The 23,834-nt window shown below is 72.1% G+C and carries 23 protein-coding genes; 14 read left to right on the top strand and 9 right to left on the bottom strand.

Going from position 1 to position 23,834, the window contains the following annotated elements; translation table 11 throughout:
- Positions 1 to 10: 10 nt before the first annotated feature.
- Positions 11 to 148 (bottom strand): hypothetical protein, encoded by a 138-nt coding sequence (locus ACFU7Z_RS12555; protein WP_380777498.1) that lies wholly within the window; start codon positions 146 to 148, stop codon positions 11 to 13.
- 158 nt (positions 149 to 306) lie between these two features.
- Between ACFU7Z_RS12555 and ACFU7Z_RS12550 the strand changes: the two genes are divergently transcribed.
- Positions 307 to 1,092, top strand: coding sequence for a DUF2785 domain-containing protein (locus tag ACFU7Z_RS12550; RefSeq protein WP_380777497.1), 786 nt, complete (start codon positions 307 to 309; stop codon positions 1,090 to 1,092).
- 87 nt (positions 1,093 to 1,179) lie between these two features.
- Here the strand turns inward: ACFU7Z_RS12550 and ACFU7Z_RS12545 are convergent, their stop codons facing one another.
- Entirely contained in the window at positions 1,180 to 1,920 is a 741-nt protein-coding gene (locus tag ACFU7Z_RS12545; protein ID WP_074002522.1) for a helix-turn-helix transcriptional regulator, read from the bottom strand.
- Positions 1,921 to 2,044: 124 nt separating this feature from the next.
- Between ACFU7Z_RS12545 and ACFU7Z_RS12540 the strand changes: the two genes are divergently transcribed.
- Positions 2,045 to 2,521, top strand: coding sequence for a GNAT family N-acetyltransferase (locus ACFU7Z_RS12540; protein ID WP_074002523.1), 477 nt, complete (start codon positions 2,045 to 2,047; stop codon positions 2,519 to 2,521).
- A gap of 139 nt (positions 2,522 to 2,660) precedes the next feature.
- Here ACFU7Z_RS12540 and ACFU7Z_RS12535 read toward each other — a convergent pair whose 3' ends face one another.
- Both ACFU7Z_RS12535 and ACFU7Z_RS12530 read right to left on the bottom strand, forming a co-directional pair.
- Positions 2,661 to 2,882: a DUF397 domain-containing protein gene (locus tag ACFU7Z_RS12535; protein ID WP_380777496.1), complete on the bottom strand. Its 222-nt coding sequence runs from the start codon at positions 2,880 to 2,882 to the stop codon at positions 2,661 to 2,663.
- A complete protein-coding gene (locus tag ACFU7Z_RS12530) occupies positions 2,882 to 3,739 on the bottom strand; it encodes a helix-turn-helix domain-containing protein (RefSeq protein ID WP_380662667.1) in 858 nt (285 codons plus the stop codon). The genes ACFU7Z_RS12535 and ACFU7Z_RS12530 overlap by 1 nt, the downstream gene beginning before the upstream one ends.
- Before the next feature lie 424 nt (positions 3,740 to 4,163).
- Here ACFU7Z_RS12530 and ACFU7Z_RS12525 point away from each other — a divergent pair, with 424 nt between their 5' ends.
- The 3 genes from ACFU7Z_RS12525 to ACFU7Z_RS12515 all read left to right on the top strand — a co-directional run bounded on the left by ACFU7Z_RS12525 (position 4,164) and on the right by ACFU7Z_RS12515 (position 6,596).
- Entirely contained in the window at positions 4,164 to 4,418 is a 255-nt protein-coding gene (locus ACFU7Z_RS12525) for a hypothetical protein (protein WP_380777495.1), read from the top strand.
- Positions 4,419 to 4,605: 187 nt separating this feature from the next.
- Positions 4,606 to 5,337, top strand: coding sequence for a hypothetical protein (locus tag ACFU7Z_RS12520; protein WP_380777494.1), 732 nt, complete (start codon positions 4,606 to 4,608; stop codon positions 5,335 to 5,337).
- A gap of 20 nt (positions 5,338 to 5,357) precedes the next feature.
- A complete protein-coding gene (locus ACFU7Z_RS12515; protein WP_380777493.1) occupies positions 5,358 to 6,596 on the top strand; it encodes a radical SAM protein in 1,239 nt (412 codons plus the stop codon).
- 102 nt (positions 6,597 to 6,698) lie between these two features.
- On the opposite strand, the gene ACFU7Z_RS12510 is transcribed toward ACFU7Z_RS12515, so the two are convergent.
- Entirely contained in the window at positions 6,699 to 7,292 is a 594-nt protein-coding gene (locus ACFU7Z_RS12510; RefSeq protein ID WP_049650074.1) for a hypothetical protein, read from the bottom strand.
- A gap of 439 nt (positions 7,293 to 7,731) precedes the next feature.
- Between ACFU7Z_RS12510 and ACFU7Z_RS12505 the strand changes: the two genes are divergently transcribed.
- The 5 genes from ACFU7Z_RS12505 (at position 7,732) to ACFU7Z_RS12485 (ending at position 13,834) form a co-directional block, all read left to right on the top strand.
- Entirely contained in the window at positions 7,732 to 9,078 is a 1,347-nt protein-coding gene (locus tag ACFU7Z_RS12505; RefSeq protein ID WP_074002528.1) for an extracellular solute-binding protein, read from the top strand.
- Complete coding sequence (locus tag ACFU7Z_RS12500) at positions 9,075 to 10,022, top strand: carbohydrate ABC transporter permease (RefSeq protein WP_380777492.1); 948 nt, start codon at positions 9,075 to 9,077, stop codon at positions 10,020 to 10,022. The genes ACFU7Z_RS12505 and ACFU7Z_RS12500 overlap by 4 nt, the downstream gene beginning before the upstream one ends.
- Entirely contained in the window at positions 10,019 to 10,846 is an 828-nt protein-coding gene (locus tag ACFU7Z_RS12495; protein WP_053111977.1) for a carbohydrate ABC transporter permease, read from the top strand. The genes ACFU7Z_RS12500 and ACFU7Z_RS12495 overlap by 4 nt, the downstream gene beginning before the upstream one ends.
- Before the next feature lie 2 nt (positions 10,847 to 10,848).
- On the top strand, positions 10,849 to 12,696 hold the full coding sequence (locus ACFU7Z_RS12490) for a glycoside hydrolase family 36 protein (protein WP_380777491.1): 1,848 nt from the start codon (positions 10,849 to 10,851) through the stop codon (positions 12,694 to 12,696).
- Positions 12,697 to 12,769: 73 nt separating this feature from the next.
- Positions 12,770 to 13,834 carry a LacI family DNA-binding transcriptional regulator gene (locus tag ACFU7Z_RS12485; protein ID WP_074002529.1) on the top strand — a complete coding sequence of 355 codons (1,065 nt, stop codon included), beginning with the start codon at positions 12,770 to 12,772 and terminating at the stop codon, positions 13,832 to 13,834.
- A 14-nt stretch (positions 13,835 to 13,848) separates the two neighbouring features.
- Here ACFU7Z_RS12485 and ACFU7Z_RS12480 read toward each other — a convergent pair whose 3' ends face one another.
- On the bottom strand, positions 13,849 to 14,676 hold the full coding sequence (locus ACFU7Z_RS12480) for a DeoR/GlpR family DNA-binding transcription regulator (RefSeq protein WP_074002530.1): 828 nt from the start codon (positions 14,674 to 14,676) through the stop codon (positions 13,849 to 13,851).
- 111 nt (positions 14,677 to 14,787) lie between these two features.
- Here ACFU7Z_RS12480 and galT point away from each other — a divergent pair, with 111 nt between their 5' ends.
- Together galT and galK are read left to right on the top strand one after the other, a co-directional pair.
- Positions 14,788 to 15,960 (top strand): galactose-1-phosphate uridylyltransferase, encoded by a 1,173-nt coding sequence (galT, locus tag ACFU7Z_RS12475; RefSeq protein ID WP_380777490.1) that lies wholly within the window; start codon positions 14,788 to 14,790, stop codon positions 15,958 to 15,960.
- Positions 15,957 to 17,084 carry a galactokinase gene (gene galK / locus ACFU7Z_RS12470; RefSeq protein ID WP_380777489.1) on the top strand — a complete coding sequence of 376 codons (1,128 nt, stop codon included), beginning with the start codon at positions 15,957 to 15,959 and terminating at the stop codon, positions 17,082 to 17,084. Before galT ends, galK begins: the two co-directional genes overlap by 4 nt.
- Positions 17,085 to 17,112: 28 nt before the next feature.
- On the opposite strand, the gene ACFU7Z_RS12465 is transcribed toward galK, so the two are convergent.
- On the bottom strand, positions 17,113 to 17,775 hold the full coding sequence (locus ACFU7Z_RS12465) for an NADPH-dependent F420 reductase (protein WP_049650753.1): 663 nt from the start codon (positions 17,773 to 17,775) through the stop codon (positions 17,113 to 17,115).
- 195 nt (positions 17,776 to 17,970) lie between these two features.
- On the opposite strand from ACFU7Z_RS12465, the gene ACFU7Z_RS12460 reads away from it, so the two are divergent.
- Positions 17,971 to 18,759, top strand: coding sequence for an SDR family NAD(P)-dependent oxidoreductase (locus tag ACFU7Z_RS12460; RefSeq protein ID WP_380777488.1), 789 nt, complete (start codon positions 17,971 to 17,973; stop codon positions 18,757 to 18,759).
- A 68-nt stretch (positions 18,760 to 18,827) separates the two neighbouring features.
- Entirely contained in the window at positions 18,828 to 19,667 is an 840-nt protein-coding gene (locus ACFU7Z_RS12455; protein WP_241852881.1) for a helix-turn-helix domain-containing protein, read from the top strand.
- Here ACFU7Z_RS12455 and ACFU7Z_RS12450 read toward each other — a convergent pair.
- Together ACFU7Z_RS12450 and ACFU7Z_RS12445 are read right to left on the bottom strand one after the other, a co-directional pair.
- On the bottom strand, positions 19,595 to 21,712 hold the full coding sequence (locus tag ACFU7Z_RS12450) for a tetratricopeptide repeat protein (protein WP_380777487.1): 2,118 nt from the start codon (positions 21,710 to 21,712) through the stop codon (positions 19,595 to 19,597). The two genes, ACFU7Z_RS12455 and ACFU7Z_RS12450, sit on opposite strands and share 73 nt — an antisense overlap.
- Positions 21,712 to 23,834 (bottom strand): tetratricopeptide repeat protein (locus tag ACFU7Z_RS12445; RefSeq protein ID WP_380777486.1); only part of this gene is annotated, 2,123 nt, incomplete at its 5' end. The genes ACFU7Z_RS12445 and ACFU7Z_RS12450, both read right to left, overlap by 1 nt.

Genomic DNA, 23,834 nt, shown 5'->3' with positions numbered 1-23,834 from the left:
GGGTTCGCCGTCAGCCGCTCGCGGAGGGCCCCGGGCCGGCGCCGCGCGGGACGCAGGGGGCGACGACGGTCAGGTGCAGGGTGTCCGGCGCCGTGCCGGGATCGCCCATCACGACCGAGGCGGTGAACTTGTTCGCGTCGTTGGACAAGTCCAGCCGCTTGTCGTCCCTGTGCTCGACGGACTCGATTTTATCGGAGTGATGATCCTTTTCGGGCGGGTGTTGATCGGAGCCAACCAGTCGAGGCCTTGCCGGCGAGGGTAAAAATGCAGGTGAAAGGGCTCGGCGGCCGCCGATAGGGTCCGCGCGTGACGAACTGGCGTGAGATCTACGAGAACGACTGCGCTCTTCCCCCGGGGCGCGGGCTGGACGAACTGACCGCGGAGTTGGCGGTGGCTCTGGGGGATCCGGACCCGGAGGTCAGGGACGGTTACCCGTACGCGGTGCTGGACGCCTGGATACGGGGCGGGGTGATCGACGGTGAGGGGTGTCTGGCGCTCGGGGACCTGATGGCGGGGCGCTTCACCGATCCGCGGATCGAAGCCCGGACGTTCGCCCCGCTCGTCCTGAAGATGATCGTGGGTCAGGGGGTGCTCAGGCTGTCGTGGCTCGACGCGTTCGCCGGCTGGTACCGCGCGGAGACCGACCTGCGGGGCCGTGACGACGCGCTCGGGTGGCTGCACGCGGTGGCGCACGGCGCGGACCTGCTGGGGGCCTTCGGCCTGCGGCCCGAGGTCGACCCCGAGCCGCTGCTCGCGCTCGCCGCCGAGCGCCTGCTGGCCCCGACGGAGTACCTGTTCGCCGAGCGTGAGGATGACCGGCTCGCCAAGGCCGTGGCCCTCGTCCTCACCCGCCCCGACCTGACGCCGGAGCGGTCGACCGCCTGGCTGTCGCCGATCGCCGAGGCCCTCGCCCCGTACGAGCGCGGGCCGATGCCGGTCTGGGCCTCCAACACGGTGCGCACCCTGCGCGTCCTGTACGTGCTGGCGGACCTCGGTGTTTCGGTTGAGCGCGGAGGCCGGCCCGTCCCGCTCGTCCACGGTGAGGTGGTCAAGGCCCGGGTGGCCGAGGTCCTGCGCCCGGTGCTCCCGTAGCGCCGCGCGGCCGGGAGCACGAGAAGTCGGCCCGGCCGACTCCTCGCGCGGGCCCCGTTCGTGCCCGGCCCGTGCGTCGCGGGGTCGCTAGTCCGCCTCCTGGTCCCGGGACGGCATGTCGGTGGTCGCGGGCAGTCCGAGGTGCTCGCGCAGTTCACGTCTGCCCAGATCCGTGACGGCGAGGGCACGGGTGGTTCCGATCCGGGTCAGCCACCCCGCGGCCAGGGCGTGCCCGCAGACGGCGGCGCCGACGGCCCCGCCCAGGTGCGGGCGCCGTTCGGTCCAGTCCAGACAGGCGCGTACCAGCGGCCTGCGGGAGGCGTCGGGCAGTGCGATGCCCAGGTCTCCGAGCCAGGCCGCCCCCTTGGCGGTGAGCGACGGATCGGCGCCCCAGTCCAGCAGGCCGCGATCGGCCATCGAGTCGGTGACGGCCAGGCCCAGTTCCCCGGCCAGATGGTCGTAGCACAGCCGGGCCCGGGCCAGGGCCCGCTGCCGCCCCGAGCCCGACAGCGAACGCGGTCCGGGGGCGCGGTGCGGCGCGAGCGCGGCGAGGCTCTCGATCAGGGCCATCACGCGCGGATCGGCCATCCGCAGGTAGCGGTGGCGTCCGTGCCGTTCCTCGACGAGGAGTCCGCCGCGTACGAGCACGTTCAGATGCTCGGTCGCGGACGAGGCCGCGACACCGGCGTGGCGGGCCAGTTCCTTGGCCGTCCAGGCCCGGCCGTCCAGCAGGGCCAGACAGAAGTCCGCCCTGGTGCCGTCGGCCAGCAGCCTGGCCACGACGGCCAGGTCCACGCCGACGTCCCGGCTCTCGCGCTGATCGTCCATGCCTTCGATTGTCGTCGGTCTCGATTCGGGTCGGGCCGAAGCGTCCGCGCCCTATCGTCCCGTACCGGCCGAGGCCACCGCGTCCTCCGCCCGTACCTCTTCCGCCAACCGCCCTGGGAACCTCATGCCCGCCACCGACATCACCCCACCGAACCCCTGGCCCGGCATCGGCCTCACGGTCACCGATGCCCCGGAGCCCACCGACGTATCGCTCGTCTCCGATGCCCTGGACCGGTTCAACACCGACACGACCGCCATCGACGACCGCCGCCCGCTGGCCGTCCTGGTGCGCGACTCCCGAACCGGCCGGGTGATCGGCGGTCTGACCGGTCGCACCTCACTCGGGCTGTTCTTCCTCGACCTGTTCTTCCTGCCGCGCGAGCTGCGCGGTGGCGGCCTGGGCAGCGAGATCCTGCGCCGGGCCGAGAACGAGGCCCGCGCACGCGGCTGCCGCACGGCGGTGCTGTACACGATCAGCTTCCAGGCGCCCGGGTTCTACGCGAAGCACGGCTGGCGACGCCTGGGCGACGTCCCGTGCGACCCGCCGGGCACCAGCAGGGTCTTCATGACGAAGGACCTCGCCCCGCCGGCGGCCCCCTGAAGCCGCCGGGCCGCACCGGGGCGGGTCATGCCGGAGCAGGACCCTCCGGCTTTTGCTCCGGTCAGTCGTGCGGCGGGCGGCGTCCTGGCTGATCGGTTGCACGAGAAGTCGGCTGGGCCGACTTCTCGCGCGGGTGTGCTCACGTGTTGGGAAGTTCGCCGGTCTTGAGGGCGGCGAGGAAGGCGGACCACGCGTCGGCGGGGAAGACGAGCGCGGGGCCGCCGGGGTCCTTGGAGTCCCGGACGGGAACGGTGCCGGCAAAGCCGTCGGCGACCTCGATGCAGTTGCCCTGGTTGGCGCTGTACCTGCTCTTTCGCCAGGTGGCGCCAGCCAGGTTCACTTCGCTCCGATCGGTGATCATCACTCAAGTTCCTTTGCGATCTGCGCGATAAGCCGCCGTGACGGCGCGACGTCGAGGGCAGCTGCCCGAAGCCGGTCAAAGGCCTGGTCGTAGGCTGCGACGTCGTCATCTCGTTCGAGATAGAGACTACTGGTCAAGGCCTCGGTGTACACCACGTCGAGATCTCCTCGAACAGGAAAGCTCAGAATCGCGAACGACCCGTGCACGCCCGCGTGGGCGCCGGCTGAGAAGGGCACCACCTGTACGGTGACGTGCGGTTCCCTGGAGACGGCGACGAGCTGCTGCAACTGCCTCGCCATGATGTTCTGGTTGCCGATCAGGCGGCGAAGCGCGGCCTCATCCACGATCGCCCATAGCTTCAGAGGTTCCTCTCTCCGGAGCGTTGCGTTCTGGCGCGCCAAGCGAACGTCGACCAGTGCGTTGATCTCGTCGGGTGTGGCCTCGGGCTCAAGCTGTCGGATCAGTGCACGCGCGTAGTCGGCAGTTTGGAACAGCCCCGGCACGAGCGATGATTCGAAGTTCCGGATCGATACAGCCTCCGCCTCGAAGCTGATGAACGAGGCGTAGTGCTTCGAGATCACATCCGAGTACGGCTGCCACCACACCCGGCGTTTGCCCTCGCGCGCCAGCGTCTCAAGTGCCTCCCGCATCTCCGGGTCGGTGACTTCGTAGACGTCGAGCAGTATCCCGACCTCGTTCGCGCGCACTCCGTGGCGGCCGTTCTCCAACCGGCTGACCTTGGATTGATGCCAGCCGAGCCGGACTGCTACGTCATCAACCTTGAGGTTGAGTCCCTCGCGGATCTTTCGGAGTTCCCCGCCCAGCATCCGTCGGCGGACCGTCGGTGTTGCGGCCACGCTCCGACCTCCCCTCGTCGCACTCTGTCGTCGGCCCACAGTCTGACGTGATGGCAGCGGGCTCGTCACATCCAATCTCAAAAGACATATGCACATTCTCGGGTTCCGTTGCACCGACTGGCCAACGCAGGGCATGCTACTTCCCGTAGTTCGATGCACCACGCAGCGTGATCTCGGTGCCGATGGACCGGGCATTCCCATGCCTCTTACCGGCCCTCGATTGCGATCGTCCCTCCCCATACCGGAAGAGGCCCTGCCATGCCCGGAACGTCGAAGAAGTACTCCTGCCAGCTGCCCCGTTGCCGCCAGTCCCTCACCATCGCAAGAAAGCTGCCCCGCGACTTCCCCTCCGACCGGGTGGCGGGAATCGGGCCGGCCGGGTGCGGATCGGAGGCTCGCGGTGAGTGACGGGTTCCCCTTCTCCGTGAGTGTCGAGATCGTGGGCCTCACCAAGCCCACCGTCTTCGACAGCCTCTTCGACGCCCTCGACGTCCTCCGGGCCGGCCTCGCCCTGCTCGCGCTGGACGCGGACCAGGCCGCCGACCTCAACAGTCGGTTCGGCGCCCGGGCCGCGGGGGAGATCGGTCACCGGCTGTACCACTTCGGTGCGGTGGGGGCCGTCGCTTTCGTCGGGGGTGACCCGTATCCGATCTATGTGCGTCGGGCGGCTTTCGACTGACCGGATGTGACTGATTCTGTTGCTCCGTCAGTCATGACGCATGAGGCAGTTGATGCGAACGTGACCATTTGTGGTGAGCCGCTGTTAGGCTGCGCGCCTGAATACGAACTCTCCACGATGTAAAAGGACTTGGAAGAGCGCGTGAAGCTCTCTTCCTCGCCGTCGCCGCCGACACCTGAGGAGCCACGTGAGACCCGAAGACGTCCCCCTGCTGTTCCAGGAGTTGGCCCGTGAGTTCGCCGACGTCACCGGTATGTCGGTGGCGGCGACCGGTTCACTCGCGCGTGGCGACCACCGCACCGGGCCGGACGGAGACGTCGTCTCCAACCTCGACCTGATCCACCTCGTGGGCGAGGACGCGCACGTGCCGGACGTCCGGGCCGTGGTGGGGCGGAGGATGCGGCGGATCTCCGACACCTTCGGGATCGAGACGACGTCCGTCATCGCCAGGCTTCCGGCGTTCCGGCTGGCCGGCCACGCCCACTACCGGATCAGCATGCGGCCCGAGTGGTTCTGCGACGGCCTCGGGCTCGGGCCGGAGGCCTTCGACCTGCCCGGCCACGAGGACGACCCGCGCGCGGCGCTGGCCTGGATGATGCAGCCCGTCCCCTACTACCTGGCGAAGGCGACCGTCCAGGATCCGCCGACCAACCTGGCCAAGGCCCGCAGGGCCGCGACGCGGCTGGCCGACCGGTTCGACCTGGCCGGGATACGCGACGACCTCGACAACCTCCCGCGGGCCCTGCGCACCCTGATCGCCGAACGGGGCCTGACCCCGCTCGAATCCACCGCCCGCTACCTCGACGCCCCCACCCACCCCGCCGTCGCGCAGCGCGTCCGCGACGCGGTCTTCGTCGAGAGCATGGGGCTGTCGTCCGCCGACTCGATGGTCGTCCTGCTGCCGTCCGCCTCGAACTGACCCCCACCGGAGAGCACCCCATGTCCACTCGGCAGCACGTGGAGATCCTGCCCCCGCACCCGTTGCGGGCCGGCTATGACCGGGCCCTGGAGCGCGGGTCCATAGCCGACGACTTCCAACGGCGCCTGGAGCCGGCCCACTTCAACCCCGGCTACCTCGGCGCCCTGACCTCGCGGGTCGAACAGGCCCTGGTCCGGGACCCGGCCGACGAGGCCATGCGGTGGCGCCTGGCGTTCCTGCTGCTCCAGAACAACGCCACCGCGGCCGCCGTCGAACGGGCGGAGGAACTGCTCGCGGACACCACCCTCCCGCAGGCCCGGCGCCTGGCCCAGCTGGTGGCCGGGATCCGCGGCCGGGCCGACCGGCCGCGTACGGGCCGGCGCGTGCGGCGGGTCAACTGGTCGATCAACAACCGCTGTCCGATGTCCTGCCAGGGCTGCTACAACCCGTTCGCCGCCGAGCAGATCGACCTCGCCCAGGCGGACCGGATCATCGGGAAGCTGGCCGCGCACGGGACCACCGACCTGGTCCTGGCCGGCGGTGACCCGCTGCTGTGGCCGCCGATCTTCGACGTCGTCGACCATGCCATCGCCGCCGGGCTCAAGGTCGGCCTCGACACCACCGGCTACACGCTCACCGCCGAGAAGCTCGCCCGGCTCCGGGGGCTGTCCTCGCTGCGGCTGCCGCTGGACGCCGTCACCGCGGACGTGCAGCGGGCGTTCCGCCGAAGCCCGGACAGCAACCTCCTGCGGGCGCTGCTGGAATCCCTCGCGCTGTGCGACGCCGAGGGCTTCGACCGGGTGCGGGTGCACACCGTGGCGAGTGCCGAGAACCTCCACCAACTGCCGGAGCTCGCGGCCGAGATCATGTCGCACCCCTCGGTCGCCCAGTGGGTGATCTTCCAGTGGTGGGGCCGACGGGCGTCGCCGGACACGGTCCGCAGGCTCGGGGTGGCGGTCGAGGACGTCCGCGAGGTCGTGGACGGCATCCGGCGTGACCACCCCGGCCGGGAGATCCACCTCGCGGAGAGCAGCGAGCGGGAGCTGCTCAACTGGATGATCCAGTCGAGCGGACAGGTCGTCACCTTCGGGTCGGGGGCCGAGGAGGAGTTCATCCTGGGCAACCTCCTGACCGACGAGGTCGAGGAGATCCTGACCCACCCGATCCTGGACTTCGAGGCCATGTCGCGCGGGATCCCGGTCACCCCGGGGACGCGGTTCCCCGGCGCCGACGGGGAGCTGCCGTCGGCGGAAGGCTGAGTCCGGGTGAGCGGCTGATGGGCGGCCGGGACGCGGGACGGTCGGACCCCCGGCGGGCACCGGGCGCTCGGCGCTGCGCGCTGCCCGCCGGGGACGGTCGGATCAGGCGGCGAGCAGGTACCAGCCCCCGAGGCCGCTGCACATGCTCGCGTTGTAGGTGCCGGCGCGGAAGCCGGCCGGAACGGGCTGGTAGGGGCACATGTACTCGCCGACGCGGGCCAGCTGCTGGTACCACGAGCCGATGTTGCCGCAGCCGGAGTTCATGTGGCCGGTGAGCACGTACCCGGGCGGGATCGGTGAGCCCGCGCAGGTGTACTGGCCGTCGCGGGGCACTTCCAGGTACCAGTAGTCGATGCCGCTGCAGCCGGTGGCGTTGTGGAGGGTGATCACGTAGCCGGGGGGAATCGGCGAGGTGGCGCAGGTCCAGATGCCGTTCTGCACGGGTTGGATGTACCAGGCGCCGGCCTTGTTGCACCCGCTCGGCTGGCGCTGGGTGATCACGTAGCCGTCCGGTATGGGTGTGCCGGGACAGACCCAGCCGGGGGAGGCCTGGGCGGCGGCGACCGGTGCCGCCGCCGGTGCCGCGGTGGCCGTGCCGGCGGCCGTGCCGGTGAGGACGGCCACCAGCAGGGTGACCACCCCCACCGCGGCGGCGAGCCGGCCCCGGACCGTCGCCGTCCATGAACGACCGGGCACGTGGCGATGCTTGATGTTCACTACTCACCAGTCCAATCGACGGGTCCGCGGAGCGCCGCGCGATGGCCGTACGGCGCCGTGCCGCGAAGCTGGAGCGACCCTAGTCGGAGGGGTGGCGGGGCCGGTCGAAAGTGGATGGATGCATGACAAATCTGGCCGGAAAGCGATCCGGGATCCGTTCGCAGGGTCGGGCCACCGGCTGATAACGGAACGGTTGCGGAGCCCGTCGTTCCCCTCTCCAGGTCTTGACGGCACGGGGAGGGCGGGCGTTTGCTGTGTCCGCTCGTTGGAACCTGTTTGGTTCTGGTTTGTTTTGTGTGTTTGAACGTTCAAAACAGCAGAGCAACCCCCGCCTGCGCTCAGCACCCCCTCGCACCACCCTTCGCGCCACCCCCTTCGCACCACAGCCTTCCGGCGCCACCCCACCGAGAGGAATGCAATGTCACACCTTTCCCGACGCGACCTTCTCCGCGCCTCCGGAGCCGGCCTGCTGGCCGTCGCGGCCGGCGGCTCCCTCGCGGCCTGCGGCGGCGGCTCCGGCTCGGGAGGCGCCGCCGGCGGGGACGCCGACACCGGCACGATCACCGTCTGGTCCTGGGCCACCGCCGCCGACGCCCTGCGCGGCATCGTCCCGGCCTTCGAGAAGGACAACCCGGGGATCAAGGTCGACGTCCAGGACATCGGCGAGCCCGCCATCTGGGACAAGATCACCGTCGGACTGGCGGCCGGCGGCCAGGGCCTCGGCGACGTCCTGCACATCGGCTGTGACTACCTGCCCGGCTACCAGGAGAAGTTCCCCGGCGGCCTGGCCGACCTCTCCGCGCTCGGCGCCGACGCGTACAAGGACAGGTTCGCCAAGGGCCTGTGGCCGGTCGTCACCGGCAAGGACGGCCACGCCTACGCGCTGCCCTGGGAGGTCAACGCGCTCGGCTTCTTCTACCGCAAGGACTACTTCGACAAGGCGGGCATCGACCCCGAGACCTTCGCCACCTGGGACGACCTGCTCGCCGTCGCCGACCGCTTCAAGGCCGCCAACCCCGGCATCGCCCTGATCGGTGTCAACCGGGCCGCCAACCCCACCCCCGACCTGGACTTCCTCCAGGGCCTGATGCAGCTCCAGGGCGCCTTCTACTTCGACCTCCAGGGCAAGATCACCGTCGCCTCGGAGCCGGCCGTGCGCGCCCTGACGATCATCAAGCGGCTGGACGAGGCCGGGCTGATCGGCGACACCCCCGGCGTCCAGAGCTGGCCGCCGGTGATGAAGACCGGCAAGCTCGGGGCGGCCGCGATGCCCACCTGGGTCGCGCACTACCTGGAGAAGAAGTTCCCCGACCAGAGCGGCAACTGGCGCCTCACCAAGCCCCCGGCGGTCACCCCCGGCGGCAAGCGCACCGCCCTGGTCAACTCCACCCACCTGGCCGTCGCCGCCTCCAGCCCGCGCCGCCGCGCCGCCTGGAAGTTCGTCGAGTACGCGCTCACCCGCGCCGCCTCGGTCAACACGATGTTCAACGCGGGCGGCGTCTTCCCGGCCCTCACCGAGGCCTACACCGACCCGATGTACGCCGCCCCCAGCGCCTTCTACGGCGGCCAGCCGGTGCTCAAGACCTTCACCGACCTCGCCGTCGAGGGCGGGGACCCGACCAACTACTCCGGCGACTACGCCCGCGCCCTCAAGCTCGTCAGCGACGCCCAGACCAAGGTCTTCCTCAAGGGCGCCGACCCGGCCGCCGTCCTCCAGGACGCCGCCAAGCAGCTCGCCCAGCAGACGGGACGCGGTATCGCATGAGTGCCGCCAGCCCGCCCGCCGCCATCGCCAAGGGGTCCAAGGGATCCGCGGGGCCCGGCCGGTCCGGCCGGCTCCGCCGCGCCCGCTGGCGCCGCGGCGCCGTGCCGTACCTGCTGCTCGCCCCCGCCCTGCTCACCTTCGGCGTGTTCAAGGCCTACCCGGTCATCGACTCGCTGCTGCTCTCCTTCACCACCGGCTCCGGCGCCGCCACCCGCGACGCAGGCCTCGCCAACTACCGCCGCCTGCTGGACGATCCGCTGTTCTGGACGGCGCTGCGCAACACCGGCGAGATCCTCGTCGTGCAGGTCCCGCTGATGCTCGGCCTGGCCCTGCTGATGGCCGTCGGCATCAACTCCGCGCTGGTGCGCTGGCGTACGGTGTGGCGGCTCGGCGTCTTCATGCCCTCGGTCACCGGCCTGGTCGCCACCGGCGTGATGTTCGCCTACCTGCTCAAGGCCGACGACGGCGCCGTCAACTGGCTGCTGAACGCCGTCGGCCTGCCCTCCGTCGACTGGCTGGGCCAGCCCGTCTGGGCCCGGATGGCCGTCGTCGTGGTGCTCACCTGGCACTACACCGGCTACAACGCCGTCATCTACCTCGCCGGACTCCAGTCCATACCAAGGGAGTTGTACGAGGCCGCGATGGTCGACGGGGCCGGCCCGATCCGCCGCTTCACCTCGATCACCGTCCCCGCGCTGCGCCCGGTGCTGCTGTTCACCGTCGTGCTCTCGACCATCGGCACGCTCCAGCTCTTCGACGAGCCGTACGTGCTGACCGGCGGCGGGCCGGACAACGCCACCCTGACCGTCTCCATGTACCTGTACCAGAACGGCTTCCGGTACTTCGACTTCGGCTACGCCTCCGCCATCGCCTACGCGCTCACCCTGCTCGTCTCGGTGCTCGGCGCCGTCCAGATGCGCCTGATGGGGGAGAAGGACAAGTGAACCTCAAGAAACTGCGCGGCTGGCCGCTGACCTTCTTCCTGGCCGGCGTCACCGGGCTGTCGATCGCCCCCTTCTACTGGCTGGTGGTCTCGGCCACCCGCAAGGACACCGAGGTCTTCGACTGGCCGCCGAAGCTGCTGCCCGGCGGGAGCCTCGGCGAGAACCTGAGCCACCTGGAACAGAAGATCGGCCTGCTCCGGGTGGTCGGCAACTCCCTGCTGGTGGCGGGGGTCCAGACCCTGGGCGCCCTGGTCGTGGCGCTGCTCGCGGGCTACGCCTTCGCCAAGTTCCGCTTCCGCGGCCGAACCCTGCTCTTCGCGCTGCTGCTCTCCACCCTCGTGGTGCCCGAACAGGTCGTACTGGTACCGCTGTTCAAGATGATGACGGACTTCGGCCTGCTGGACACCTACCAGGCGCTGATCCTGCCGGGCCTGTGCGTGCCGTTCGCCATCTTCCTGATGCGGCAGTCGCTGAGCAGCCTGCCGGACGAGCTCCTGGACGCCGCCCGGGTCGACGGCGCGGGCGAACTCCGGGTGCTGTTCAGCGTGGTGGTGCCGGTCATGCGGCCGGTGCTGGCGGCCCTGTCGATCTTCCTCTTCCTGGGCTCCTGGAACCAGTTCGTCTGGCCGCTGATCGCCCTGCGCAGCCCCGAGATGCACACCCTGCCGGTCGCCCTGGCGACGCTGCACGGCAACAAGTCCAACACCGACTACGGCGCGATCCTCTCCGGCACCGCGCTGTCCACCCTGCCGATGATGGTCCTCTTCCTGGTCCTCCAGCGGCAGTTCATCTCCGGCCTGCTGGCCGGCGCCACGAAGGGCTGACCATGACCGAGACGAACGACACCGGCACGACCGTGAGCACGGCCGGCGCCACGGCCGGCGCCACGGCCGGTACGAGCGGGACGACGGCCGGCGCGGCCGCGGGCGAGGTCTGGGAGCCGCACGCCCCCACCGCCGCCGGCGGCCTGCGTCCGCTGTACGCCGACGGGCTGGACCTGCGGGTGAGTGGCACGGGCACGGCCCGGGGCGTCGCCGACGGCGTGGTGGAGGTGACGGCCGAGGGCCCGGGCGAGGTCCGGATCGAGTGGCGGGTGCCCTGCGTCGACGCCACCGCCCTCTGGACCCCCGAGCCGCGCGGCACCGGCTGGCTGCCCGCCGCCTGGAGCGCCCCGCGCCGCACCTCGCTGGCCAACGGCGCGCCGATCGCCGCGCTGGTCGGCACCGGCGACGTCGCGCTGAGCGCCTTCGCGGCCGGCCGCCCGGACGTGCTGGCCGGGGCCGGAGTGGTCGAGGAGACCGGCGAGTTCCGGTTCTGGGCCCAGGCCACCGACCGGCTCACCGTCCGGATCGACACCTCGCGCCGGCACTTCGGGCGCGCCCTGGCCGACCTGGCCGCCTGGTGGGGCGAGGGCCGTACGGCCGACATCCCAGAGGCCGCCCGCCGTCCCGCGTACTCCACCTGGTACTCGATGCACCAGGACATCACCCCCAAGGGCGTCGAGACCCAGGCCGCGCTCGGCAAGGAGCTGGGCCTGGACGTGATCATCGTGGACGACGGCTGGATGACCGCCGACCGCACCCGCGGCTACGCCCACTGCGGCGACTGGGAGCCGGTCTCGCTGCCCGACACCGCCGCCCACGTCCGGCGGGTGCACGAGCTCGGGGTGCGCTACATGCTCTGGTACGCGCTGCCGTTCATCGGCAAGGACAGCGCCGCGTACCGGGAGATCGGCCACCTCGCGCTGGCCGACGCCGCCCACATGGGCGCGATCGTCGCCGACCCGCGCCACCCCGAGGTCCGGGCCTTCCTCACCGACCGGCTCGTCCGGGCCGTCGAGGAGTGGGGCATGGACGGCCTCAAGGTGGACTTCGTCGACTGGTTCGCCCGGGCCGCGGAGCGCGACGACGCCCCGGCGGCCCGCCCCGGCGCGGACTGCGCGAGCGTGGACGAGGGCGTGGAGCGGCTGCTCGCCGCGATCCGCGGCCGGATCACCGCCGCGAACCCGGAGGCGATGATCGAGCACCGCCAGCCGTACGTCAGCCCCGGCCTGTGGCCGTACGCCACCATGATCCGCGCCACCGACTGCCCGCTCAGCCCGCAGGAGAACCGGCAGCGGACCATCGACGTGCGGCTGGCCGCCGGGCCCGTCCCGGTCCACGCCGACATGCTGATGTGGCACCGGGAGGAACCGGCCGAGCAGGTCGCCTGCCACCTGATCAACGTGCTGTTCTCGGTGCCGCAGATCTCCGTCGACCTCGCCGCCCAGAGCGAGGAGCAGCGCGAGGCGATCGCCTTCTGGCTCGGCGTCTTCCGCGAGCACGCCGACACCCTCCAGCTCGGCGAGCTGCTCCCGGCCCGCCCGGACCTCGGCTACCCGATGGTCACCGCGCGCGGCACCGGCGGCGGGACCGGCGCCGGTACCGACACCGGCACGGTGGCCGTGGCCCGGTACGCCGCGCTGCCGGTGGACGCCTCCGGCGACGACTGGCGCACCCTGCTGGTGGCCAACGCCGACGCCGACCCGGACGTCCGGCTCACCGGCGGCCGCGGGCAGGTGGCGGTGACGGTGCAGGACGCCCGGGGGCGTATCGTCCGGCAGGGCGAGGTCGAGCTGGACCGGGCGGACGTGATCCCGGTGCCGCGCGGCGGGCTGCTGACCCTGCGTCGCTGACCGCCTCCGGGGCCGCCGGCCGACCCCCGGGCCCCGGCCCGCTCCGCGCACCCGACCACGTCTGGAGAACCGCATGCCCGAGGGACCGCACCGGCCGCGCCGCGGCGCCACCACGATCGAGGAGGTCGCCCGGGCGGCCGGGGTCTCCCGGCAGACCGTCTCCAACGCGCTCAACGCGCCGCGGCGGGTCCGCCCGGAGACGCTGGACCGGGTGAACGCGGCGATCCGCGAACTCGGGTACCAGCCCGACCAGTCGGCCCGCTCGCTGCGCAGCGGCGCCCGGCGCACCCTCGGCTACCTCGCCCCGGTGGACGACCCGCTCGACCCCAACCCGCTGATGGCCGGCTTCCTGGAGGCCCTGGTCGACGCGGCCGGGGCGGCGGGGCAGCGGGTGCTGCTGTTCCGGCCGGGGCAGGGCGCGGCCGACCCGGTGGCCGCCATCGACGAACTGGTGGCGGCCCGTCAGGTGGACGGACTGGTGCTGGCGGACGTCCTGCACGAGGACGTCCGGATCGCCCACGCGGCCCGGCTCGGCGTCCCGTTCGCCAGCTTCGGCCGGACCGGGCCCGGCGAGCCCCAGCGCTGGGTGGACATTGGCAACGAGGCGGCGATGGCCGAGGTGGTGCGGCACCTCGCGGCGCTCGGCCACCGCCGGATCGGCTACCTCGGGGCCGCCGAGGAGCTGCCCTGGATGGCGGCGCGGCGGGCCGGATTCCTGGCCGAGGCACGCCGGTTGGGCCTGTCCGCGGTGGCGGTGGGGGCTTCCGGGGCGGGGAGTTCCGGTACGGCGGCCGCGGGTTCCGTGGTGGCCTCCGTACGGGCGCTGCTGCGCGGGCCCGACCGGCCCACGGCCTTCGCGGCCGGCAGCGACCTGCTGGCGCTGGACGTGTACGAGGCGGTCCGGGCGGAGGGGCTGGTGGTCGGGCCCGGCGGGGTGGCCGTCACCGGGTTCCACGACACGCCGCTCTGCCGCCACCTCCACCCCGCGCTGACCTCGGTCCGGCTGCCGCTGCGGGCGATCGCCACGGCGCTGGTCGGCCGGCTGCTGGACCAGGTGCGCGGGGAGGCGGCGGCGGGGGAAGGGCTGGAACTGCCCACCGAGCTGGTGGTGCGGGGGAGTTCGGGCCGGCCCGGCTGAATCCTTCGGATCCGTCAGCCGGTTCGGCCCGTGTGGTCCGCCGTCGCGGCCACGATCAGCTCGCCGACCAGTCCGGCGGCGGCCGCCCGCTGCTCGGCGGGCAGGGCGTCGTCGGTGACCAGGACGTCCAGCTGGTCCAGGTCGGCGAAGGAGGCCAGGCCGACCGCGTTCCACTTGGTGTGGTCGGCCACCACGACCACCCGGCGGGCCGAGCGGAGGAAGGCGCGGTTGGTCTCCGCCTCGGCCAGGTTCGGGGTGGTCAGCCCGGCCTCGGGGGAGAGGCCGTGGCAGCCCAGGACCAGCAGGTTGACGTGCAGGGAGCGGATCGCCTGGTCGGCCACCGGCCCGACCAGCGCGTCCGAGGGGGTCCGCACACCGCCGGTGCGGATCACCGTGGCGGTGGACGGGGTGCCGTCCTCGGCGGGCTGTTCCAGCAGCTCGGCGATCCGCAGCGAGTTGGTCACCACGGTGAGGCCCTCGACCGAGCGCAGCCGCCGGGCGACCGCGTAGGTGGTCGTCCCGCCGGCCAGCCCGACCGCCGAGCCCGGCGGTACGAGCGCGGCGGCGGCCCGGGCGATCGCCTCCTTGGCGGGCAGCTCCCAGTGCGCCTTGGCCTCGAACCCGGGCTCGCCGGTGGCCGGCGCCTCGACCCGGACCGCGCCGCCGTGCACCTTGTGCACCAGGCCGCGGCGGGCCAGCGCGTCCAGGTCGCGCCGGACCGTCATGTCCGAGACCCCGAGGTCGCGGACCAGTTCGGTGACCCGGACCCCGCCGCGCGCGCGGATCTGCTCCAGGATCAGCACGCGGCGCTGTCCGGCGAGCGGTTGGGCGCTGTCAGCCATCGGGAGGCCTCCTTCGACCACGTCCGGTGCGTGGTCCTGGTGGATAATGTTTGAGATTGTAGCTTTCTGTTGATTCCGGTGTTCCACTCAGAGCTCAGAGGAAGAAGGGCCATGCCCGGGACGTCCCTGACCCAGCCCACCGTCAGGACCGTGACCACCCTCGCGGACGGTCGGCAACTGATCTACTACGACAGCGGCGCGGCCTGCGACGCCGCCTGTGACGGCGGTGCTGCCTGCGCTGGTGGCACGGCCTGCGACGGCGGCACGGCCGCCCGCCGCGACGCCGTGGACGAGCGGCCGCTCGACCCGCAGACCCCCGGCTCCGAGGTCCGGCTCGACCCGGCCACCGGCGACTGGGTCACCATCGCGGCCCACCGCCAGGCGCGCACCTACCAGCCGCCGCCCGAGGAGTGCCCGCTCTGCCCGTCCCGGGACAGGCGGCACAGCGAGATCCCGGCCGCGGACTACCAGGTGGCCGTCTTCGAGAACCGCTTCCCCTCGCTGGCCGGCCCGCCCGCGGAGCCCGTCCGGGCCGCCGAGGGCCTGTGGACCAGCGGCCCCGGCGCCGGGCGCTGCGAGGTGGTCTGCTTCACCGCCGACCACGAGGCCTCCTTCGCCGACCTCACCCCCGAGCGGGCCCGGCTGGTCCTGGACGCCTGGACCGACCGCACCGCCGAACTCTCCGCCCTGCCCGGCGTGCGGCAGGTCTACTGCTTCGAGAACCGGGGCGCCGAGATCGGCGTCACCCTCGCCCACCCGCACGGCCAGATCTACGCCCTGCCCTTCACCGCGCCGCGCACCGCCCGGATGGCCGCCCGCGCCGCCGAGCACCGCGCCACCGCCGGCCGCAACCTCTTCGACGACCTGCTCGCCGCCGAACGCGCCCACGGCGAGCGCGTCGTCCTCGCCGGGACGCACTGGACGGCCTTCGTCCCCTTCGCCGCCCGCTGGCCGTACGAGGTGCACCTGTACCCGCACCGCCGGGTGCCCGACCTGACCGCGCTGGACGCCGACCAGCGGGACGAATTCCCCACCCTCTACCTGGAGTTGCTGCGCCGCTTCGACCGGCTCTTCGGCACCGGCCGCACCCCGTACATCTCCGCCTGGCACCAGGCCCCCGCCGGACAGCGGGACGAACTCGCCCTGCACCTGGAGCTGTTCACCATCCGCCGCACCGCCGACAAGCTCAAGTACCTGGCCGGGGTGGAATCCGGCATGGACGCCTTCGTCAACGACGTCACCCCCGAGCACGCGGCCCGCCGGCTGCGGGAGGCCACCGCATGAACGACTTCGCGCAGCTGTACGGCCGTCCGTTCGAGGGGGAGTGGGCCGCCCCCGGCCGGGTGAACCTGATCGGAGAACACACCGACTACAACCTCGGGTTCGTCCTCCCGATCGCCCTGCCGCAGACCGTCCGCGCCCAGGCCGCCCGCAGCGGGGACGGACAGCTGCGGCTCTGGTCCGCCCAGGGGAGGGAACTCGTCGCGCTCAGGGTCGACGACCTCGCGCCGGGCTCTGTGCCCGGCTGGGCCGGCTACCCGGCCGGGGTGGTCTGGGCGCTGCGCGAGGCCGGGCACCCGGTCGGCGGGGCGGACCTCCGGCTGGACAGCGACGTGCCCAGCGGCGCCGGGCTGTCCTCCTCCGCCGCCCTGGAGTGCGTCGTCGCCGCAGCCTACAACGACCTGTACGGGCTGGGCCTTTCGGCCGCCGAGCTGGCGGTGCTCGCACAGCGGGCCGAGAACGCCTTCGTCGGCGTGCCCTGCGGGATCATGGACCAGATGGCCTCGATGTGCTGCCGCCCCGGGGCCGCGCTGTTCCTGGACAGCCGGGATCTGACGATGCGTCATGTGCCCGTCGACCTGGCGGGAGCGGGCCTGGCCCTGCTGGTCCTGGACACCCGGGTGAAGCACGACCTCGGCGACGGCGCCTACGCCGCGCTGCGGGCCGGCTGCGAACGGGCCGCCGCCCTGCTCGGGCTGCCCGCGCTGCGCTCGCTCCAGCCGTCCGGGCTGGCCGACGCGCTCGCCCAACTCCCGCCGGAGCTGGTCCCGTTGGTGCGGCACGTGGTCACCGAGAACGCCCGGGTGGAAGCCGCCGTCGCCCTTCTGGACGCCGGCGACCCCGCCGCGCTCGGCCCGATCCTCACCGCCGGACACGCCTCGCTGCGCGACGACTACCGGGTCTCCTGCCCGGAGACCGACCTCGCCGTCGAGGCCGCCGTGGCCGCCGGCGCCCACGGTGCGCGGATGACCGGCGGCGGCTTCGGCGGCTCGGTCATCGCCCTGGTGGACGCGGACGCCGCCGGACACGTCGCCGCCGAGGTCACCGCCGCGTTCCGCGCGGCCGGGTACGCGGAGCCGCGCACCCTCACCGCCGTCCCGGCGGAGGGGGCGCGCCGGCTCCGCTGAGCTGCCGGCTCCGCCTCCTTCGGCGGGGTCAGGCCTTGTGGGCCGCCGGGCGCTCCGGAGACGCCTCCGCGAGCGCCCGGGTGACCGCCTCGACACCGGCGCGCAGCCCGTACACCGGGGTGGCCGGCTGCTGGCGCCAGGACTCGTCGATGCCGCCCGCGTCCACGGTGTCGAAGCCCAACTCGTCGACCAGCGCCCGGACCACCCGCTTGGCCGCCTCGTCGTCCGAGGCGACCGGCACGGCCAGCCGCTCCGGGTCGCCCGCCGGGCGCGGACGCTCCAGCAGGTCCTGGGCGTAGGTGCCGTTGAACACCTTCACCACCCGGTGCCCGATGTGCTGCTCCGTCCACCGGCTCTCGGTGAGCCCGCCGTCCTCGATCGCGTCGATCCGGCCGTCGCGCTCCTTCGGGTAGTAGTTGCCGGTGTCGATCACCGCGACGCCCTCGGCGGCGCCGTCCAGCAGCCCGGCGGGCAGGTCCGGCACGTTCTTCAGCGGCACCGTCACCACCACCACCTGTGCCCCGCGGGCGGCCTCGGGGACCGTCACCGCCGTCGCCCCGGTCTCGTCGACCAGCGCCTTGAGCGTCTCCGGGCCGCGGGAGTTCGCCACCGCGACCTCATGCCCCAGCGCGGTCAGCCGCCGCGTCAGGTTGCCGCCGATGTTGCCCGCGCCGATGATGCCGATCTTCATGGGAAGTCCTTCTTCGCGAGTGCCGTAGTGGACCGTCGCCTTGGCCCAACCACCCGGTGATCGCTCCGATTCCCGGTCGGGAGGGCGGTTTTCCGGAGCCGTTCTCCAGAGGTGTCTTTCGGAGGGTGGTCCTCCGGGACCCACGGTCGGACCGGGCCTGGTGCCGGCCCGGCGCCGGTCCCGAGGGTGGACGCCATGAACAACATCTCCTCCGACGCCACCGCCCCCACCGCCCCCGCCGTCCTCGTCACCGGCGGCACCAGCGGCATGGGCTTCGCCACCGCCCGCCACCTCCTCGGCACCGGCGCCCGGGTCGTCGTCACCGGCCGCGACGAGGCCCGGCTCGCCCGCGCCGCGGCCCGCCTCGACGCCGGCGACCGGCTGCTCACCGTCCGCGCCGACGCCTCCGTACCCGCCGACCTCGCCCGGCTGGCCGACACCGTGAGTGAGCGGTACGGCCGCCTCGACGGGGTCTTCGCCAACGCGGGCGTGGCCGGCTTCCAACCGGTCGGCGAGGTCGCGGAGGCCGAGTTCGACCGGATCGTCGCCACCAACCTCAAGGGCGTGTTCTTCACCGTCCAGCACGCCCTGCCGCTGCTGGACGCCGCCGGCGGCGGATCGGTCGTCCTCAACGCCTCTTGGACCCCCCACCGCGGTCTGCCCGGCGCCGCCGTCTACGCCGCCAGCAAGGCCGCCGTCCTCAGCCTCGCCCGCACCCTCGCGAGCGAACTGGCCGGGCGCGGCATCCGGGTCAACTCGGTCAGCCCCGGCTACATCGTCACCGAGATGTTCCACGCGGCCGTCCCCGACCCGGCCGACCACGAGCCGATCCGCCGCCACGTCCCGCTCGGCCGGCTGGGTACCGCCGAGGACGTCGCGGAGACGGTCGCCTTCCTGCTCTCCGAGCGCTCCTCGTACATCACCGGTCAGGACGTCGTGATCGACGGCGGGCTCGTCCCGGCCTTCCCGTCGCTGACCGGCTGAGTGCCTCCTCGTGCCTGGTCCTGGCAGGACCAGGCACGGCGGCACCCGTCCGGGTGAGAATCCATGACGTGAACCCGAGCAGCGCCCTGAGCGAATTCCTCCGCACCCGCCGAGCCGGCCTGCGCCCCGAGGACGTCGACCTCCCCGACTACGGCGGCCGCCGCCGCGTCGCCGGACTGCGCCGCGAGGAACTCGCCCACCTCGCCGGCGTCAGCGTCGACTACTACACCCGCCTCGAACAGGGCCGCGTCGGCAACCCGTCCGACGCCGTCCTCGACGCCGTCGCCCGCGCCCTGCGCCTCGCCCCCGACGAGTCCGGCCACCTCCACCGCCTCGCCCGCCCCACGCCCAGGCCGCGCCGCCGCCCCGCCGTCCGCCAGCAGCCGCGCCCCTCCCTGCTGCACCTGCTGGAACAGCTCCACCACACCCCCGCCGTGGTGATGGGCCACCGGATGGACATCCTGGCCTGGAACCGCGCCGCCGTCGCCCTGTTCGGCGACTACGGCGCCCTGCCCGTCGAGGACCGTAACATCGCCCGCATCACCTTCCTCGACCCCGCCTCCCGCGAGCTCTACGCCGACTGGGCGGGCTGCGCACGCGAGAACGTCGCCTTCCTCCACCTCGAAGCCGGCCGCCGCCCCGACGACCCCCTGCTCGCCGAACTGGTCGGCCGACTCTGCCTCGGCAGCGAGGAGTTCCGCCAGATGTGGGCCGACCACCCGGTCGCCGACAAGACCTCCGGCCGGAAGTCCTTCCGCCACCCCCTCGCCGGGACGCTCGACCTCGCCTACGACACGCTGCGGCCCGCCGACGACTCCGGACAGGCGTTGGTCACCTACACCGCCGACCCGGGCTCGGCCTCGGACGACGGGCTGCGGGTGCTGCTGTCGTGGGCGGCCTCGGGCTGAGGATGTTGGGCGACCAGGAGCATGTTCTTCCTCGCCAGCATGGTGTCTGGATGGTCCGGTCCAAGAATACGGTCGAGACCCTCTACTGCCTGGCGGAGCATTGTCGTCGCTTGATCCAGGCGTCCAGCACGCCAATAGACAATGCCAAGGTTATTGCTCGTCATCAGGGTATGGGGATGGCCGGTGCCGAGGACGCGTTGGCGGTCGGCGAGGACCTGTTCCTGGAGCCTGACAGCGTTGTCGATGTGTCCAGTATCCAGATAGCTGGCGGCGAGGTTATTGATCGCCATGAGGGTGTAAGGGTGGTCGGTGCCAAGGACGAATAGGAGGTCGGTAAGAACCTGTTCCTGGAGGCTGATGGCGTCCTCGATGCGTCCGGCGCCGGAGTACGTGGCGGCGAGGTTGTTGCGGGCCAGAACGACGGCGGGGTGGTGAGAGTCGTAGTGGCGCTGGAGGTCGGTAAGAACCTGCTCTTGAAGGCTCATCGCCTCGTCGGTGCGTCCGGCCTCCCAACAGGACTGTGCGAGGTTGCCGCGGGCACTGAGAGTGTCACGGTGATTGATGCCCAGGAATCGCTCGCCTGCGGCAGAGAGATTGCCCCAGTACTCCATGCTTGTGGCGTACAAACCCGCATTGACGAGGCTGGTGCCGCAGCGGAACAGAAGCATGTGAATCCCCTGCGGCCGTTGAATCAGGTTGATGGTCTGGTGTCCGGCGAGCACGTCGGTGTTGGCACGGAGCGTTGCGGCCAGGCCTTGCAGGCCGTAATCCTCACTTGGCCACAGTTCGACCAGGGCATCGGCGAGCGCGAGGCCTGCTTGTGCTGCATCAGGACCGGTATCGAGGGCGGCCCGGGCGGTCAGCGCGTGGAGGGTCACCTCGCGGTTCGGGGTATCCGTCAGAGTGACCAGGCTGTAGTTGTGCAACACCGCGAGCGCGTCCAACGCGTCGTTGGCCGTGACTGGCCTGCCGTGAATGGCACTGAGGTGGTGGAGCACTGCCTCGGTGTTCCACAGTTGTTCCGGATGGCCGGCCGGGTCCAGTAGTGCGGTCAGGTGGAGGACGGGCCCGGCGAGGCCGATCGGTTGCTCCAGCGTGGCCGCGTCCAGGGCCAGGAGTAGCGCCGCCGTCACCGGGCCCCGGTAGCCGTCGGCGCCGGTGCGGGCTGGGAGGACGGCGTCCAGATTGCGCGATCGGTCGCGGAAGAGTTCGAGGTAACGGCCGCAGCTGCGGCGGGTGTTGACCATGTAGGCGGCGGCGTGGGCCAGAGCGAGCGGCAGGTGGCCCAGTTCCTCGGCCAGCTCCTCCGCATGCGCGTCGAGGAATCGGGTGCACTTCGCCCGCTCCAGCCGCTCACCCAGGTAGGCGGCCGACTCGGCGGGGGAGTAGGTGCTGACGTCGATGAGCGTCCGGTCGCCGCCGGTGCTGGCGGCGCCCCGGTGGCGGGTGGTGGCGATGACCCGGCCCCGTCCGCCCCGGCTGGTGACGGGCCACAGCTGTTCGGGGGTGTGCTCGGTGGTGTTGTCGAGGACGATCAGCCAGCCGCGCTCGGTGGCGGCGAGCCAGGCCAGGAAGCGCTCGGCGTCCTGTTCGGCCTCGCCGTTCGCTCCGGGTACGCGCAGTTCCACGGCGGCTCGGGCGTACAGGTCGGTGACGGCGGAGGGCTCGGCGGCGTCGGCCCACAGGACCAGGTCGGTGCCGGTCTCGATGGCCTCGCGCGCGTAGTGCGCCGCGAGTTGGGATTTCCCGACGCCCCCGCCGCCTGCCAGCACCTGGCTGAGCACGACCGTCCCGTACTGCCCCCGAGCCGCGTCGATCTCCCGTCGCAACTCCTCGCGGGGCTGGAAGGCCGTCGCCTTCGGCGGGATCCGCCCGATCACCACCGGCCACACCACCGGGGCGGTCGGCGCCGCATACTGGTGGACGGTCATCTCGCCCGCCTGGAAGGCGCTGCCGTGCACGGTGGCGCTGCCGTCGATCCCGTTCCTGACCTGCCAGCCCTGCACCTGCTCGCCCCCACCACCGACCTGCTGAACGGTTTCCATTATGGGCGAGGCGGGCTGCTGTCCCGGGTGGCTGCGGGCTGGGGTTTTGGGGCCACTTCGAGCAGGTTTTCTCGTGCCCAGACGGTGTCTGGATGGTCCGGCCCGAGGACGCGGTCGAGATCCGCCACCGCCTGGCGGAGTATCGCTATCGCTTGCTCCTGCTTTCCGGTCTGCCAGTAGGCGGTGCCGAGGTTGTGGCGGGTCTTGATGGTGTACGGGTGGTCGGTGCCGAGGACGCGTTGGCGGTCGGTGAGGACCTGTTCGAGGAGACTGATGGCGTCGTCGGTGCGCCCGGTCTCCGCGTAGCCGGTGGCGAGGTTGTGGCGGGCACTGAGGGTGTTGGGGTGGTCGGCGCCGAGAACGCGTTCGTGGTCGGTGAGGACCAGTTCCAGGAGGCTGATCGCGTCGTCGGTGCGCCCGGCTTTCCAGTAGGTGGTGGCGAGGTTGTGACGGGAGCTGAGGGTGTTGAGGTGGTCGGCGCCGAGGACGCGTTGTCGGTCGATGAGGACCTGTTCGAGGAGGCTGATCGCGTCGTCGGTGTCCCCGGCTTCCGAGTACGAGTACGCGAGGTTGTGGCGGGAGCTGAGGGTGTCAGGGTGGTCGGCGCCCAGAATTCGGTCGCTCGCGGTGGAGAGACCGTTCCAGTACTGAATGCCGGCGGCGTAGAGGCCTGCCTCCAACAGGCTGCCGCCGCAACGGAAGAGAAGTCCGTGAGTTCCCTGCGGAGGTCGAATCAGGTGGGCGGCGTCGTGTCCGGTGAGGACATCGGTGTTGGCCCTGAGCGTCGCGGCCAGATCCTGCACGCTGTAGTCCGCACTCGGCCACAGTTCGAGGAGGGCGTTGGCGGCCGCGAGGATGGTTTGCGGCGTATCCGGGCCGATGTCGAGTGCGGCCCGGGCGGTGAGGGCGTGCAGGGTGACTTCACGATGAGGGGTCTCGCCGAGGGTGACGAGGCTGTAGTTGTGCAGCACCGCGAGTGCGTCCAGCGCGTCGTCGCCCGTGACCGGCCTGCCGCGAATGCTGCTGAGGTGGTTCAACGCCGCTTCGGTGCTCCACAGTTGTTCCGGATGGCCGGCCGGGTCCAGTAGCGCGGTCAGGTGGAGGACGGGCCCGGCGAGGCCGATCGGCTGCTCGAGCATGGCCGAGTCGAGGGCCAGGAGCAGTGCCGCCCTGATGGGTCCCCGGTAGCCGTCGATGCCGGTGCGGGCCGGTAGGACGGTGTCCAGGCTGTGGGTGCGGTCGCGGAAGAGTTCGAGGTAACGGCCGCAGCTGCGGCGGGTGTTGACCATATAGGCGGCGGCATAGGCGAGCGCGAGCGGTAGGTGGCCCAGTTCCTCGGCGAGTTCGGCCGCGTGCTCGTCGAGGAAGCGGGTGCACTTCGCCCGCTCCAGACGCTCGCTCAGGTAGCTGATGGATTCGGCGGGGGAGTACGTGGTGATGTCGATGAGCGTCCGGTCGCCGCCGGTGCTGGCGGCGCCCCGGTGGCGGGTGGTGGCGATGACCCGGCCGCGTCCGCCCCGGCTGGTGACGGGCCACAGCTGTTCGGGGGTGTGCTCGGTGGTGTTGTCGAGGACGATCAGCCAGCCGCGCTCGGTAGCGGCGAGCCAGGCCAGGAAGCGCTCGGCGTCCTGCTCGGCCTCGCCGTTCGCTCCGGGTACGCGGAGTTCCACGGCGGCCCGGGCGTACAGGTCGGTGACGGCGGAGGGCTCGGCGGCGTCGGCCCACAGGACCAGGTCCGTGCCCGCCTCGACGGCCTCGCGCGCGTAGTGCGCCGCGAGTTGGGATTTCCCGACGCCCCCGCCGCCTGCCAGCACCTGGCTGAGCACGACTGTCCCGTACTGCCCCCGAGCCTCGTCGATCGCCTCCCGCAGCTGCTCCCGGGGCTGGAAGGCGGTCGCCTTCGGCGGAATCCGCCCGATCACCACCGGCCACTCCACCGGGGCAGCCGGCGCCGCGTACTGGTGGAAGGTCATCTGCCGGGCCTGCTGCACGCTGCCGTGCACGGTGGCGCTGCCGTAGATGCCGTTCCTGACCTGCCCGTCCTGCACGTGCCCGCCCCCGCCGCCCGACCCGCTGAACCGGCCTCCATTATGGGAGCCGGAAACGGCGCTGCCGCTGTCTC

Source organism: Kitasatospora sp. NPDC057518 (genome assembly GCF_042802075.1).
Lineage (GTDB): Bacteria > Actinomycetota > Actinomycetes > Streptomycetales > Streptomycetaceae > Kitasatospora.
This window is presented reverse-complemented; position numbering and strand designations above follow the sequence as displayed.